This is a genomic window from Burkholderia sp. MBR-1 (assembly GCF_013822785.1).
Classification (GTDB): Bacteria; Pseudomonadota; Gammaproteobacteria; order Burkholderiales; family Burkholderiaceae; genus Burkholderia; species Burkholderia vietnamiensis.
Genome location: NZ_CP053610.1, coordinates 1,092,359 through 1,106,587 on the forward strand (window position 1 = coordinate 1,092,359; position 14,229 = coordinate 1,106,587).

General features: G+C 62.8%; 11 protein-coding genes and 1 pseudogene. 7 read left to right on the top strand and 5 right to left on the bottom strand.

Features of this window, described 5'->3' with window-relative positions; all coding sequences use genetic code 11:
* Positions 1-60: 60 nt before the first annotated feature.
* Entirely contained in the window at positions 61-897 is an 837-nt protein-coding gene (locus MBR110_RS19630; RefSeq protein ID WP_069240307.1) for an alpha/beta fold hydrolase, read from the bottom strand.
* A 69-nt stretch (positions 898-966) separates the two neighbouring features.
* On the bottom strand, positions 967-1,515 hold the full coding sequence (locus MBR110_RS19635; RefSeq protein WP_224022606.1) for a hypothetical protein: 549 nt from the start codon (positions 1,513-1,515) through the stop codon (positions 967-969).
* 12 nt (positions 1,516-1,527) lie between these two features.
* On the opposite strand from MBR110_RS19635, the gene MBR110_RS32185 reads away from it, so the two are divergent.
* The 7 genes from MBR110_RS32185 to MBR110_RS19665 all read left to right on the top strand — a co-directional run bounded on the left by MBR110_RS32185 (position 1,528) and on the right by MBR110_RS19665 (position 9,279).
* Entirely contained in the window at positions 1,528-1,893 is a 366-nt protein-coding gene (locus tag MBR110_RS32185; protein ID WP_258569990.1) for a hypothetical protein, read from the top strand.
* A 483-nt stretch (positions 1,894-2,376) separates the two neighbouring features.
* Positions 2,377-3,279: a GHMP family kinase ATP-binding protein gene (locus MBR110_RS19640; protein ID WP_011882439.1), complete on the top strand. Its 903-nt coding sequence runs from the start codon at positions 2,377-2,379 to the stop codon at positions 3,277-3,279.
* A 39-nt stretch (positions 3,280-3,318) separates the two neighbouring features.
* Entirely contained in the window at positions 3,319-4,293 is a 975-nt protein-coding gene (locus MBR110_RS19645; protein ID WP_258569991.1) for a PLP-dependent cysteine synthase family protein, read from the top strand.
* A gap of 3 nt (positions 4,294-4,296) precedes the next feature.
* Positions 4,297-6,879 (top strand): lyase family protein, encoded by a 2,583-nt coding sequence (locus MBR110_RS19650; RefSeq protein WP_181709496.1) that lies wholly within the window; start codon positions 4,297-4,299, stop codon positions 6,877-6,879.
* Positions 6,876-7,688, top strand: coding sequence for a formyl transferase (locus tag MBR110_RS19655; protein ID WP_034195176.1), 813 nt, complete (start codon positions 6,876-6,878; stop codon positions 7,686-7,688). Before MBR110_RS19650 ends, MBR110_RS19655 begins: the two co-directional genes overlap by 4 nt.
* Complete coding sequence (locus MBR110_RS19660) at positions 7,689-8,291, top strand: LysE family translocator (RefSeq protein WP_011882443.1); 603 nt, start codon at positions 7,689-7,691, stop codon at positions 8,289-8,291. It abuts the gene before it with no gap.
* A 79-nt stretch (positions 8,292-8,370) separates the two neighbouring features.
* On the top strand, positions 8,371-9,279 hold the full coding sequence (locus tag MBR110_RS19665) for a D-aminoacyl-tRNA deacylase (protein WP_258569992.1): 909 nt from the start codon (positions 8,371-8,373) through the stop codon (positions 9,277-9,279).
* A gap of 11 nt (positions 9,280-9,290) precedes the next feature.
* Here MBR110_RS19665 and MBR110_RS19670 read toward each other — a convergent pair whose 3' ends face one another.
* From MBR110_RS19670 to MBR110_RS19680, 3 genes and pseudogenes are all read right to left on the bottom strand, one after another.
* Positions 9,291-10,166, bottom strand: a complete 876-nt coding sequence (locus tag MBR110_RS19670; protein ID WP_046423489.1) for a helix-turn-helix transcriptional regulator — start codon at positions 10,164-10,166, stop codon at positions 9,291-9,293.
* Positions 10,167-10,820: 654 nt separating this feature from the next.
* A pseudogene (locus MBR110_RS32525) lies at positions 10,821-12,518 on the bottom strand (methyl-accepting chemotaxis protein).
* Between the two features lie 211 nt (positions 12,519-12,729).
* Positions 12,730-13,920 carry an EAL and HDOD domain-containing protein gene (locus MBR110_RS19680; RefSeq protein WP_011882448.1) on the bottom strand — a complete coding sequence of 397 codons (1,191 nt, stop codon included), beginning with the start codon at positions 13,918-13,920 and terminating at the stop codon, positions 12,730-12,732.
* Between the last annotated feature and the right edge of the window lie 309 nt (positions 13,921-14,229).

Genomic DNA, 14,229 nt, shown 5'->3' on the forward strand with positions numbered 1-14,229 from the left:
TCAAACAGACACTCGCTTCGGGACCGACGAATCGTCCGTAGCGAACCAAGGCGCACGTCGTCATGCCGCTCCTCTACCGCCAAGGAACTCGACGATCGAATCGTTGACCGCGTTCCTGCCCCGCAGGATCTCGTAGTGATCGCCCGGCACCACGACGTGTTGCTCGGCATTGCGCAACAGCGCCGCAATGACCCGCGAGCTGGCGGCACTCACCTGTTCGTCGCGGTCGGTCGAGATCAGCCGCGTCGGGTGCGGTACGCCGCCGGCCAACGCCATGAAATCGGTGCCGCGATACGTCAGGTAATTCAACCCGTGGCGATGCAGACGTGCAGCCGACGAGAACGGCACGAGAACCTCCTCGTCGAATTCGGTCCTGGCCGGCGCGCGCACGCGGCTCGCCGTGAGCTTCTCGCACAAGGCGGCCGCATGATTCAGGCTTTGCGCCGCCAGCGGCAACAGGCTGTCGACTTCCCGTTGAAAATTCGATTGCGGGCAGACCGTGGGGCTCAGCATGTACTCTCCGCAAACCAGCGCGAGACGATCGATGCGATGTCCCTCGATGGTTGCGGCGACGAGCGCGATGCCGGCGCCCGAGCAAAACCCGACGACGTCCGTCTTGCGCACGTCAAATGCGTCCAGCACCGAGCACATGTCCCGAACATGCGCCTCCGGCGTCATTCCGCTCTCGTGCGGCGCGAGGGGCCGATCGCACAACGAGCGCCCTTGCCAGGTGAGCACATTGAATTCGCTCGCCAACAGCGCGAACAGCGTGCGCGCGGCATCGACGCGAAGCCCGAACGGAAGTATCAACGTCAGGAACGGCCTCGTTTCAAGCCAGTCGCCATGCAGTACGCGCAGCTGCTTTCCATCGGACGCGGTAATGAACGATTCGTACATAGACAGGGTTTTCGTCGAGACTGGATGCATCTTGCGATGGACGAGCGGGCGTGATGGACGTCGACCGGACTAGTGCAGTAGTTTCCAGCCCGCCTCGTGATACACGAGGAACGTGCCGATCGTTCGGCGCAGCGACGAGCAGCGCTCGACCGCATGCAGATTGCGGCTATTGAAGACACACAGCTGACCGCTGCGTGGCCGCACCGTCAGCGCATCGACCCCGTCGAGCACGCCCAGCGTCTTGTGCTGCGCATACTCTTCGGCCCACTGGTCGAGCTGGCGACGCGATTCCGGGCGGATGTTCCACAGAACGAAGCCCGCTTCGTTCTCGGCCTTCTGTATCGTGATGAAGGCGCCCAGCTGCTCGAGATTGAGCCGGAACGGCCACCGTTCGACGTCGCGCCCGAAGTCGATGCAGTCGCAGTGCGGCGCGAAGCTGAACGGATCGCCTTCGAAAGGCGGATATTCGCGCTTCGTCGCCAGCATGAATTGACTCCAGTTGCCGAACTGGAGCGTTTCCGCGCCCAGCTCCTTCATGAACAACTGAATGAAGCGCGTGTCGCGCATCGGGATATTCGCGACGCCGGCATGGCCGAAGTACTCGGCGATATTGCTCACCAACGATTCGGGATGGGAGCGCTGAAGCTGACCGAGCGTTATCCCGGTTGCGTTCAGCGCGCGGTGGTACTGGTGGTTGCGCAAATCGGGGAAGCCGCGATCGTTCCACCATGCATCGATTTCGTCGGGGCCGACCACATCCAGCAATGCCACGGCAACTTCCCGATCCCGCACGCACTCGGCGGCCTCGCGCAGCGTCATGCGCCTGTCGACGCCTTGTCCGTCGAATGTCATAAACCGGCCAGCGAATACCGTTTCCATTTCACGTTTCCAGAATGGTTGAGTGATTTCCGCGTGCCCGCGAACCGACGCGTCCTGACTCGAAAGTCAAAACCCGTCGACGCGTCGACGCCGCAAACGAAGCTTCGATTGAATTGAATCGGATAACTACGCATCGACACGGCGGTCCGATCCATGTTCGATCGTGCGATGTCGACTTCGACGAAACTCGGGCAATGACGGATGCCGTGCGCACCGCCTCGTTGCAACGAGAGTGGGCACGCCGTCTTCCGTGGTGGAAACACTCTATCCCGCACCGGCCGCGTACGTAAAGAGCGGTCGACTCGCTCGAGCTCGCCACGCCACCGGCATCGCCGCGCGATCTCAGCGTCCCTGACGCTGCACGGCTCACCCGGCCTCAAACCCATACCCAGCAAGGATCCGAAGCGCTTCGTCGGCGCTTTTGGCGAGACGGAATCCGCTCCGGCCGCACGCGTTTTTCAATCGATCCGGCTCGCGCCGCCACGCGCGGCTGAGCAACATTTCGATACTAGTGCGCAATTTTCATAAAGAAGCGGACGAGCGGCCGTCGCTATGCTCTGGGCTCGACATCACGATTTGCCTTCATTCCGAGAGGAGAAAATGGCCGTTCTGTCAGAGCAAGACGATGCGCTACGAAACGACGCGTTCCTGTCGCTTTTCCCCAGAGGCGAATGTCACGGAACGTTCGGCGAGCTGATGCAGGGCGTGTTGCCGGACAATCGACATTTCCTGGTCACGTTGCCGGTCAACCTGAAGAGCGTCGTCGAGTTCGAGATCACCGGCGCCGATCGCGTTGCCGTGGATGTCGGATTCAAGACCAAGGCATGTCGCGCGGTTCAGGACTATCTGCGCCTGCACGGGCTGCCACCGGGCGGCATGCTGCATTTCAAGTCGATGTTCGCGGTCGGCAAGGGGCTGGCGAGTTCGTCCGCCGACATGGTCGCGGCGATCCGTGCGGCCGCATACGCGTACGGCCGAACACCGGCGCCCGAGACCATCGAGTCGATCCTGCGCGCCATCGAACCGACGGACGGCGTGATGTACGACGGCGTCGTGTCGTTCTATCACCGCGAGGTAAAGCTCGACGAGCGACTCGGCAAGACCCCCGCGCTCGTGATCGTCAGCGCCGATCGCGGCGGCGAATGCGACACGATCGAGTTCAACCGGAAGAAACGCGATCCGTCCGCGGAAGTGCGCGACGAATATCGCGGCATGCTGATGCGGATGAAAGCGGCGGTTCGCGCCCAGGACCTGCGCGAGCTCGGCGAGATCGCGACGCGCAGCTGCCAGTTGTCGCAGGCATTCAATCCTCATCCGCACATCGACGTCCTGCGCAAGCTGCGCGCCGAGACCGACGCGCTCGGCCTCGTCGCGACCCATTCCGGCACGTGCGTCGGGCTGCTCTACGACGCGAACGCTCCCGAAACGGCGACCGCGGCCGCCTATGCCCAAGCGCGCCTGCAGGTCCGTCGAATCGAATCCATTCAATACACAACGGTATAGGAATCGTACATGCTTCAATACGAATCGTCGCTGGATGCGATGCGGGACGCCGTGCTGTTTCCGATCGGGCAAGCCTTGCACATGGTGTCGTTCAAAGCGATGAAGATCGTGCCGGCCCATTACATCATCAGCAAGGCGCGCGATCGCGGCGACCTGCAGCCGGGCAAGACCGTGGTGGAAACGTCGAGCGGCAACTTTGCGCTCGGGATGGCCATCGTATGCAACCGCCTGAACCATCCGTTCGTGGCGATCGGCGATCCCGCGATCGATCCGGCGTTCAAACGCCAGCTCGAAATGCTGGGCGGCCGGGTTGAAATCGTCACGGACAAGAAGGGCAGCCAGGGATACCAGAAGGCACGACTGGACCGGCTGCAAGAGATCCTCGTCGCCGAGCAAGGTGCCTTCTGGTGCCGCCAGTACGACAACGAGAACAACGGGCTCGCTTATGCAAACATCGCGCGCGAACTGCTCGAAATCGTCGGCCCTCGCCTGATTCTCGTCGCACCGGTCGGTTCCGGCGGATCGAGCTGCGGGATCGCGGCCGCGCTGCGCGCCGGCGGTGCGGATTGCACGCTCGTCGGCGTAGACACATTCAACAGCGTCCTGTTCGGCCAGATCGACGGCCCGCGCAAGTTGCGCGGGCTCGGCAATACCATCATGCCCGGCAACCTGAAGCACATGCTGTTCGACGACGTGCATTGGGTCAGCTCCGAACTCGCCGATCACTTCACGCGCAAACTCTACAAGGCCACCGGCCATTTTCGCGGGCCGACCACCGGCGCCGCGTTTGCCGTCGTCCGCTTCGTGCGCAACCGATATCCGGATGCACCCATCGTATTCCTGAGCCCGGACGATGGCTCCCGCTATGTCGACACGACCTTCGCCAGCAACGACGACAGCCCGGCCTACGATCAGCTGCGACCCGTGGAGATCGGGCACCCCACCGCGTACGACGCGAATACGGAATGGGCGTGGATGAAATGGGATCGCTCTGACATTCACCGGTTTCAATGAATCATGGCGATCGTCTACATCGAATCGAACACCACCGGGTTCGGGCAAAGCCTGCTCGACGCGTCGCTGAACCATGACGAAACCTGCTTTCTCGTGCGCGACCGCGCGCGCTATCCCTTTCTCGCGAGACTGTCGCCTGCCGTTCGCGTGATCGATTGCGACACGCAGTCTATCGACGCGCTCGAGCGCGTCGTCGGCGAGATTCCGGACGTGCGTTATATCGCGTCGACGAGCGACGCGTTCATCGAGAACGCCGCACGACTGTCGCAGCGCCTGGGCCTGCCTGGCACGCCCGCGGAGGCCGTCGCATTATGCCGGGACAAGTTGCGGCTTCAGGATACGCTGCGCGACCATGGCGTCCCGTACCCGTACACGACGGCGATCGAATCGGCGGATGCCGCGCGCAAGCTGACCTATCCGGTCATCGTGAAGCCCAGGCAGGGCACCGGAAGCATCGGCGTGCGCCTTGTCGAACGCGAGCAGGACTTTCCGGACACATCGGGCGGCGCGTTCATTTGCCAGCGCTTCATTCCGGGCGCGGAGTTCTCCGTCGAATCGTTCAGCGACGCCGACGGACACCATGTGCTCGCAGTCACACGCAAGTTCCTGACCAAACCGCCCCATTTCCTGGAGCTGGCGCACGTCCTGCCTGCCGACCTCGATGCGATGACCCAGGCCCGCATCGTCGATACCGTGCGGCGGGCGCTCGATGCGGTCGGTTACGCGTTCGGTCCCGCGCACACGGAACTGAAGGTCCACGGCGACACGATCACCATCATCGAGATCAATGCGCGCCTGGCCGGCGGCATGATTCCCCGTTTGATGGAACGTGCGTATGGGTGGTCGATCGCCGACCTGTACGTGCGCAGCCATCTGTCGCGTCGCAGCCAGTTCGTCGTACCGACACCCGCGCTGTACAGCGCCGTTGCGTTCGTCGTGCCGGAAGTCGGGCGCCGCTACGTCGGTATCGATTTTCCGGACGACTGCGCGGATGCCGGGCTGTTTCGCGACGAAGGCGTCAACGCCGGCAAGTTCGACTTTTCGGATCGCGCCGGCTACGTGATTTCGGTCGGCCGCAGCGCGTCCTCGGTGCTCCGGAAAGCGCTGTCGCTGCGGAAGCGTTCGCGCGTGCTGTACGACGATCCGGAGCGGACGACTCCCGACCGCGACGCGATTCACGACATCGTCTACGAATCCTCTCCCCCATGCTTCGGCAAGCTCACGGTCAATCTGCTCGCGATCGAGAAGGCCCATCTGATCATGCTGCGGGAACAAGGGATTCTCAGCGCGGAACAGTTTCGCTCGCTGCGAGAAGCGGTAACGACGCTGGAGGCGAATCCGGCATTGTTGAGCGAACATGTTTCCGGTCGCGGAGACTACTTCGACTACGAGCAGTACGTGATCGACCGCTGCGGACGAGACACGGGCGGCATGATTCAGGCCGCGCGCTCACGCAATGACATCAATGCCACGCACCTCCTGCTGACCGTGCGTCAGGCGCTGTCGCATGTCACGCGGCGCGTCGTCGATCTCGGCGAGACGCTCGCACGACGCGCCGCGGATTCGGCCGAGGTCCTGCTGCCGATCTACAGTCAATACCAGACCGCGATGCCGGGGTCGGCGGGCCACTATCTCGTCGCGCAGTGCGAGATATTGCTCGGCACGCTCGATGCGTTGGCGTCGCTGCGCGACGGTCTTGGCTCTTCTGCGCTCGGCGCGTGCGCCGGTGCGGGCACCACGTTCGTCACCGACCCGCGGCGCACGGCGGTTTTGCTCGGCTTCTCGACGGGGCCGCTCAACTCGCTGAGCGCGATCACCGACAAGAATCCGGCGCTGCGCTGCGCCTGCCTGCTGACCGAGTTGAGCAGCAATCTGAACCGTATCGCGACGGATCTTCAGCTCTGGTCGATGCGCGAAATCGCGATCGTCACGCTGCCCGACGGCATGTACGGCGGCTCGTCCAACATGCCGCAAAAACGCAATCCGTATCTGCTCGAATGGCTGCGCCTCGGCCACGATCGCATCGCCGGACATTGCGCCACGGCGCTCTCTTCGCTATCGCATCTGCCGACCGGCAACTCCTATCAGGCAAGTCGCACTGCGGTGGAAACCGTCAGCGAGATGAGCGGACTCGTCATCGACATGCTGAGCGTGCTCGTCTATTCGATCGACGGCATCCGCTTCGACGCCGGCGCCGCGCGCCGCGCGATCGACATGGGCAACGCAGGCGCAACGCTCGTTGCGGAATCGCTGGTGCAGCAACGCATGGCCTCGTTCAGGGACGCCCACGCGGCGGTCGGTCGTGCACTGTCGAGCCCGCCGGATGCCGCGCCGGATGCCACAGCGGATCCGCTCGGCTCCGCCGCGGCCGCGTTGCTCGGGCGTCTCCATGACGAATTCGAAGGGGCGCACGTGTTCGACCGGCTCGACGGCGGCGGCGGACCGTCGACGCGCAACACGCACGCCGCGCTGACGATACTCGCCGCCCGCCTGCTGGAGCAGCGCCGACGCCAGCGATCGTGCGAATCGCGCGAGACAGCGGTAAGGCAGGCGCTCGATCGGTGCTTCATGAGTGTGCAAGCATGACGGACATCACACTGCTTTGTTCGGACGGCCCGCATCATCTGTATCTCGCCGCGGAAATCCTCGACGCGTTCGGACGCGTTCGCGTCATCGTCGAGCCCGGGCGAGAACAGGCATCGCGCCTGCTGCGCAACGGCCACTATCGCGCGTATCTGTGGACGCGCTATCACGAATGGCGACGCAGGCTGTTCGGCTATGACGCGTACCGGCGGCGCTACTTCGTTCGCGAGCGGGAACCGCGCACATGGGACGCGCTTCGACGTCATGCGGGCGTGCGGTATCTGGAAACGTCATGGATCAACGATACGACCGTGCTCGATGCGCTGCGCGACGACCTTTCCGACGTCTATATCGTGATGGGCACCAAGAAGATCGGCGAGGCCTTGCTGTCGCTCGTCCCGGCCGACCGCATCATCAACATCCATGGTGGCCACCTGCCGTACTACCGAGGCAATCACTGCTTCTTCTTTGCGCTGCACCACGGCGAACTCGACAAGCTGAGCACGACGATCCACCGCGTGTCGGCGGGCCTCGATACCGGCGCCATCATCAGCCGCCATTCGGTTCGGTTCTGCGCGGACGACAATTCGGAAACGCTCTATTCGCGCGCCGAACGAGCCGCAATCGACAGCCTCGTGGCGCGCCTGAAGCGCGAACCCGACATCGCCGCATGGAGCAGCGAGCCGCAGCCGAACGTCGGCTCCACCTATCGCATGCGCGACCGCGGCCCGCTCGTCGAACTCGTGCATCACCTCGGCGCCATTCGCCGCCGGCTGGCGGCAGGCCCGAATCGCGGCAAGGAGACCAGTTAGATGAACGTTGACGATGCACTTGTCGGCAAGTTGCTGCAGATCATCCTGTTCTCGACCCCGCTGATCATTTCGCCGGGGCCGAACAACTTGATGACGACCGCCAACTGCGCGCAATTCGGCTATCGGCGTACGCTGCCATCGCTGACCGGCATCTCGGTCGGCGTGGTCGTCCTGTTCATGGTCGTCGCGCTCGGGCTGTTCAGCGTGATGAGCCGTCACCCGTTGCTGCAACACGCACTCAAGGTGGTCGGCTCCGCGTACATCCTGTACCTCGCCTACAAGCTCTACACGGCTCAGTCCGAACACGCCGAACGCCGCTCGATCGAGCGTCCCATCACGTTCGGCGAGGCAGCCCTGCTCCAGATCGTCAATCCGAAAATCTGGCTGCTCGGCGCCAGCGCGGCGTCGACGTTCCTGCCGTTGACGGGGAACGCCTACGTCGACGCGACGCTCCTGTCGCTCACGCTCGGGATCGTTTTCTTCCCGTGCAACTCGATCTGGGCGGTATGCGGTCTCATGATGCACCGCATGCTGCACGGCAAGACGCTCCAGCGCATCATGGCGCTGCTGTCCGCCTCTTCGATCGTGTTCCTGCTGTTCTGAACTCGCTCGCCCCTCAAGGAAACGCTCGACCGTGAATCACATCGTCCTGGCATTCTGTACCGATCTCGACAAGGACCCGGTGTCGTCGCGCGTGCTCGCGCGACTTCTGGCATCAGGCATCGACTGGCACGCCGATGGCGTCGTGGACGGACGCCCCATCCTGCACACGCAATCCGGCGCGGTGCGCTACAGCCTCCTGCAACTCGACAACGTGTTCAGCCACGACTATCGGCGCTACGCCCCGCTGGCGAACAGCGTCTTCGCCGACGCCGACGCGATCGTGATCGTCAACTGGCATGAAGGGAAAAACGCGCCCGACCGGATCTTCACGATCCAGACCACCGGCGACATGGAAAGCGGAACGTTCAGCCCGGTGGACCCGGCCGTCACACGCAGCCTGTTTCTGGCTGTCGAGCACGCGCGCCAGCAAGCGGGCCTGGATTCGTATTCGACCTGGATGGAAGCCACGCACTGGTCCGGCCCGCTCTACGGCGCGCAGTCCGGTTGCCTGGTCTCCGCCGTCGAGCCGTCGGTCATCGATCTGGAAATCGGCAGCACCGCGGACGCTTGGGCGTGCCCCGATGCCGTCGACGTGCTGGCACGCGCGTTGCTGACGGTAGGCGAGCGAATCGCTCGACCGGCGATCTCGCTGCTCTGTATCGGCGGCGTCCACTTCGAGCCCGGCTTCACGCAACTGCTGCGCGATTACGGCGACACGCAAGGACTCGCGCTATCGCACGTGCTGCCCAATCACTGGCTGGTCGCGTACGGTTACGATTCGCCCGAACGACTGGCGGACCTGCTCGCGTGTGCCCGATCGATCAAGGGCGGTGTCGATGCGATCGCGTTTCATGACAACCTGAAGGGCGCGCACAAGCAGCAGGTGCGTAGTCTCGCGAGCGAACTTGGCGTTCCCGCGCTCTCGCATCGAAAATTGAGGTCACCCGATCTGGCCGGCCTGATCAACGATGCGAAAACCGTCGCTTGACGTCGGCGTTGTCACTTTCCGCGCACCGCGCCGGGAGAATAGCCGTAATGCCGCTTGAACGCGGTGGAGAACCGGCTGTGCTGGGCGTAGCCGCACTCGAGTGCGATGCTCATGATCTTGTGATCGGTATGTTTCAGCAGGTCGTGCGCGCGATGCATCCGCAATTCGGTCAAGAATGCGTGCGGAGACCGGTCGAACGTGTTCTTGAATTTGCGCAGGAAGTGATAGCGGCTGAGATTGACCAGATCGGCAAGATGCTCGAGCCGCACGGCCTCACCGAGATTGGCGTTGCAATATTCGCGGATCTGCTCGGCCTGCTTCGCCGACAGCCGGCCGCGCGCATCCACGCGCTCCAGGTCGGCCATCGCGTAACGGCTGATCGCATTCAGCAGAATCCAGCTCATCAGGCTATCGATGCCGAGCGACAGCGTGTCGTCGTTCCAGTCGGCCTGCGCGATGCTGGTCGCGGCCGCGCTGATGACGGGGGACGCCTCCTGGAATACCTCGCGGAACCGGTAAGCCTCCGCCGGCTGGCGCAAGGACCGAATCAGACTGGGCTCCAGATTGGGCAAATCGAAATAAATATGCAGGAAATTGAGGCGCTCGGTAATCCGCCACTGCGATTCGCCTTCGCCGACCGGGAACAGACAGACCGCGCTTTTAAAGCCTCGGCGTACGATGTGCCGGCCATCGACCTGCGCACAATTCTCGCCACCGGACAAATAGACGCTCAGCACGTTCTCGGACGAACTCTTATATTCGGTCAGCGTGTTATGACCTGTCCATTCTGACAGGATGATGCCCGACGGCAATTGCATGGATCGAACGACTTCGGCGCCAGCCGAATTCAGCGCGCCTCGAACCGTAATCGAGTTTGAAGAAGACATGTGTCGCAATCGTAGGTTGGGAATCTGATGCGAAACGACGGCTTTCCTGCCGGAGAGATACCGCACGCGCGTTCTGAAGCACGTTGCACCACGCCGGGGAAGCTCCGCCAGTGACGCGCGAAGCCGCTCTGTCCTCACCGGCGAGTGTAGTCATGCGTCGTTAGATTACCTTAAGTGCGCCCCAAATGGTCGAACGATGCGTCGCGAATTCGCGCCGGACTGCACGGGTATATATCGCGCGAATTCGGAACGGGACAGATGATTGGACTGAATCGCAAAGCGAGGAACGCCATCTCGGCGAAATTTGTCGGAAAATGCACGCAGCGAACGAAGCCAGCGGGATTCGATGAATGCTGTCCCGGAGAAGGCTGGCGTGATAATCCCCGCTTTACGTGGAATTCAGAAGCAGAAACTAAGCGGCCATGGTCGGCCACTGCTTTGGCGGTAATACGCGCAGGGGATTTGCTCTTCGGTGAACTTGCCCGTTTTCACGGGGTGACTCCTCGTCTCGATGACAATGTCACGCCGGAAATTTCTACTTTGAAGTCGGCAATTTTTACTGGTCTGAGTCACAGCGCCCCGTTCAACAAGAAACGACGCTGGCGGGCGCATGCGCCCGCCGGCGGTCCATCAGAAACCAGAACACATCACGGACTAGAACGACTGCCAGCTCGCAGCGCTTTCATTGGCAACGACTGCGGCCTCGGTTTTGCGTTGAACCGTCTTTCGCACAGCCGGCTTCGGGCGCGGCTGGACCTCTGCCGCACGCTCCGGTTGGCTTGCCGTAACCGCCATCCCGTCAGGCAGGCGGAAGATCGAAACCAGTTCGCGCAACGTGTTCGACTGCGATGCCATCGACTGCGCCGCGGCGGACGCCTCCTCCACGAGCGCGGCGTTCTGTTGCGTGACCTCGTCCATCTGCATGACCGCCTGGTTGACCTGCTCGATGCCGGTATGCTGCTCGACCGACGCCGACGCAATTTCGCCCATGAGGTCGGTGACACGCTTTACCGCGACGACGACCTCGTTCATCGTGGCGCCGGCGTTGTCGACGAGAGACGTGCCGGCCTCCACTTTGGCCACCGACTGACTGATCAGCTCCTTGATCTCCTTGGCCGCCGAAGCACTTCGCTGCGCAAGCGCCCGCACTTCGCTCGCCACCACGGCAAAGCCCCGACCTTGCTCGCCGGCCCGGGCTGCCTCAACGGCCGCGTTCAGTGCGAGGATGTTCGTCTGGAAGGCGATGCCCTCGATGACGGCGATGATTTCAGCGACCTTTGCCGAGCTGTGGGAAATGTCGTGCATCGTATCGACGACCTTCGCCACCACCTGCCCGCCTCGGACCGCGACCTCAGAAGCATTGCCGGCGAGCGTGTTCCCCTGCCGCGCGTTCTCCGTGTTCTGTTTGACCGTCGCCGTCAACTGCTCCATGCTGGCCGCGGTTTCCTCGAGCGAGGCCGCCTGCTCCTCGGTACGCTGGCTGAGATCGGTGTTGCCGGCAGCGATCTGCGCGGAGCCCGACGCGATGCTTTCGCTGCTCGAGCGCACGCGCCCCACCACGTCCTGCAGCCGCGCGTTCATATTCCGCAGCGCCAGCAGAAGCTGGCTCGTCTCGTCGCGACCGGATACTTCGATATTGGACGTGAGATCGCCGCGCGCGACCGTCTCCGCGATGCCGACTGCGCGACCAAGCGGTGTGACGATGGAACGGGTAATCAACCATGCGACAGCGACCGACAGCAGTAGCGCCGTGCCGCACAACACACCGGTCAACAGGAGCGTCGAGTGATAGTTGGTTGCCGCTTCGGCCGTCGCGACGCCCGCGCCCGCGCGGTTCAGCTTCACATCTTGCTCGACGAGGTCAATGCCTGCGCGAACAGCATTGCAGACTCCCCTGTCGCAAGCGATCTGGCCGCAGCAAATCCGGCATCGCCCGATTCCGACAGCGCCAGAAGTTTAGCGTCGGAGGCCAGGAATGCGCTCCATGCTTTACCCATACTGTCGAAAAGCTGTCGCTCCTCGGGCGAAGAAACGAGCTTCTCATAGCTGGCCATCGCAGCTTTCATGGATGCCAGCGCGGCATCGTGCTGACTACGCTGGCTGTTCTTCGCCGAAGCCTCGCTTTCCAGCACGGACCGGAGCGTAGCCCGCCGGACACCGTTGGCGAGCGCCCTGATTTCACCCAATGTCTGAACGCTGACGAGCCAGTTGTCGGCGATCTCACGGGTGCCCCCATAAATTCGCGATGCCTGCAACATGGCAAGTCCGCCCGTCACCATCAGCAGCAGCAACGTGATGCCAAAAGCCCACTCTGAGGCGAGTTCCAATGCGCAGGTTAACTAAGTACTTCATAAGCCATTCTCCATTTGACGTTCCATATAACGACTTAGTCTCATCAAGCCGACCGGCGATCGAGCGCAAAATCGACGCATCCGATCGCCATCGAAATCACTGCAGTTGCGCCCGGTATTCCGGGTCGCCTGGCGACTTCCTTCGGCCGGCGAGTGGTCCGCGAGACGCATTCGGCCTTCGCAGACGTGCCGGGCAAAGGAAGTGCCATCGGCTATCTCTGTCCTTGCCCCTCCGATGTGGAATCCCGTCCGCGCTCGAATATCTCGGCGGCGCCAAGCAGTTCTCCGAGCTTGCCGGACCGCCCGGTAAGGGCCGCTTTCATACCCGGCTCGAGCGGCAGTTCTTCTGCGAACTCATCCTGTTGCCGGCCGTAGACGACGTGCAACAGCGACAGCATGCCGGTCAGGTAAGCGGTCTGTGCGAAGGCCGTCTCGTTCGGGGACTCGAAGAGCGCGACGTCCAGCATGAAGGAAGCACGTTGTCTCGCCAGCGCGATCAGCGGATCTCGACAGACCGTCTCAGGATCGGGATGGTTGTAGAGCAGCAGGCTGCACCACTGGAATAGCCGTGTAGTGCCGATCGCAGCGAGTGCGTGATGCAGCGAAGCGATGGCCGTGCGCTTCGGATTCACATTGCCGGAGCAGTTGGCGAGGCGCAGAACCTGCGCCACCAGCACGGGCATGTCGGATAGCGCGTGAATGACGCGATGATCGCCAGCGTCTTCGATCAGCAGGTTGAGCAGATCCACCAGTTGCCCCAGGTCGGGCACCAGACGGCGCGCCTCCATCACCTGCGGTCTGCTGAAGTAAAAGCCCTGGACCATGTCGCAGCCGCTGCCGATTGCGGCATGCCACTGCTCGTGGCTATCGATCTTCTCGGCGACCACGATCTTGCCGGCGCGTTTCAGATCGCCCACCATCGCGCGCGCGCTCGGCGCGTCGAATGCCGGCCACTCGAGCTTGACGATGTCGACTGCCGGCAGGAACGCGACGATGTCGGGCGTGAGCTTCGCGACATCGTCGAGCGCCACGCGAAAGCCGGCTGCGCGCAATGCATTGCAGCGCTTTTTCAGCGACTCGTCGAGTTCACACGATTCGAGGACTTCGAGCACGAATCGCGGACCGGTCAAGATCTGCGGCACATCGGAGTGCAGGAAATGCGACGTGCAATTCAGGTATCCGTCGAGGCCCGCGAGCACCGTATCGAGGCCCAACGCACCCACGGTACGCTCGACGACATGTGCGGTGCTGCCGAAGCCGTCGACGACATCGGCGGTGGCCGTGTGGCCGTTCCTGAACAGCAGTTCGTAGGCGACGGTCCGGCCGTCCCGGTCGACGATAGGCTGGCGTGCGACGAACGTCGATGCGCCCTGATTGAGTACCCGTTGCCAAGCCTGGATCATTCCCTGATTCCCCGTTTTTTTCGTCTCTTATTGCTGTCGCTGGCTGCGCTGCGCGGTTCCTGCAACGTATACGTATCGATGGGCGGTTCGGATGCGTTGCGGTGCGGGCCATCTGTACGAAATGTTCCGGACAATCGCCGGTCGCTCGATACCCAGGTACACGCCTGCCCGTGCTCTTCTTCCGCTTCTTACCGGTATGTCGGCACATTGCAAACTTACTGTAATTGATGCGCTCGCCGGCCAAGGAGACATTTCTCAAGACGGCCGAGTAAATCGGTTCGCTTGCCCTACCACGCGGACGCGTCAGCG

Excerpts from the sequence above, each read along its gene's own strand:
- MBR110_RS32185 (WP_258569990.1), top strand. The coding sequence starts at position 1,528 with ATGGGAGCGCTGAAGCTGACCGAGCGTTATCCCGGTTGCGTTCAGCGC.
- MBR110_RS19660 (WP_011882443.1), top strand. The coding sequence starts at position 7,689 with ATGAACGTTGACGATGCACTTGTCGGCAAGTTGCTGCAGATCATCCTG.
- MBR110_RS19655 (WP_034195176.1), top strand. The coding sequence starts at position 6,876 with ATGACGGACATCACACTGCTTTGTTCGGACGGCCCGCATCATCTGTAT.
- MBR110_RS19650 (WP_181709496.1), top strand. The coding sequence starts at position 4,297 with ATGGCGATCGTCTACATCGAATCGAACACCACCGGGTTCGGGCAAAGC.
- MBR110_RS19680 (WP_011882448.1), bottom strand. The coding sequence starts at position 13,920 with ATGATCCAGGCTTGGCAACGGGTACTCAATCAGGGCGCATCGACGTTC.
- MBR110_RS19630 (WP_069240307.1), bottom strand. The coding sequence starts at position 897 with ATGTACGAATCGTTCATTACCGCGTCCGATGGAAAGCAGCTGCGCGTA.
- MBR110_RS19640 (WP_011882439.1), top strand. The coding sequence starts at position 2,377 with ATGGCCGTTCTGTCAGAGCAAGACGATGCGCTACGAAACGACGCGTTC.
- MBR110_RS19645 (WP_258569991.1), top strand. The coding sequence starts at position 3,319 with ATGCGGGACGCCGTGCTGTTTCCGATCGGGCAAGCCTTGCACATGGTG.
- MBR110_RS19670 (WP_046423489.1), bottom strand. The coding sequence starts at position 10,166 with ATGTCTTCTTCAAACTCGATTACGGTTCGAGGCGCGCTGAATTCGGCT.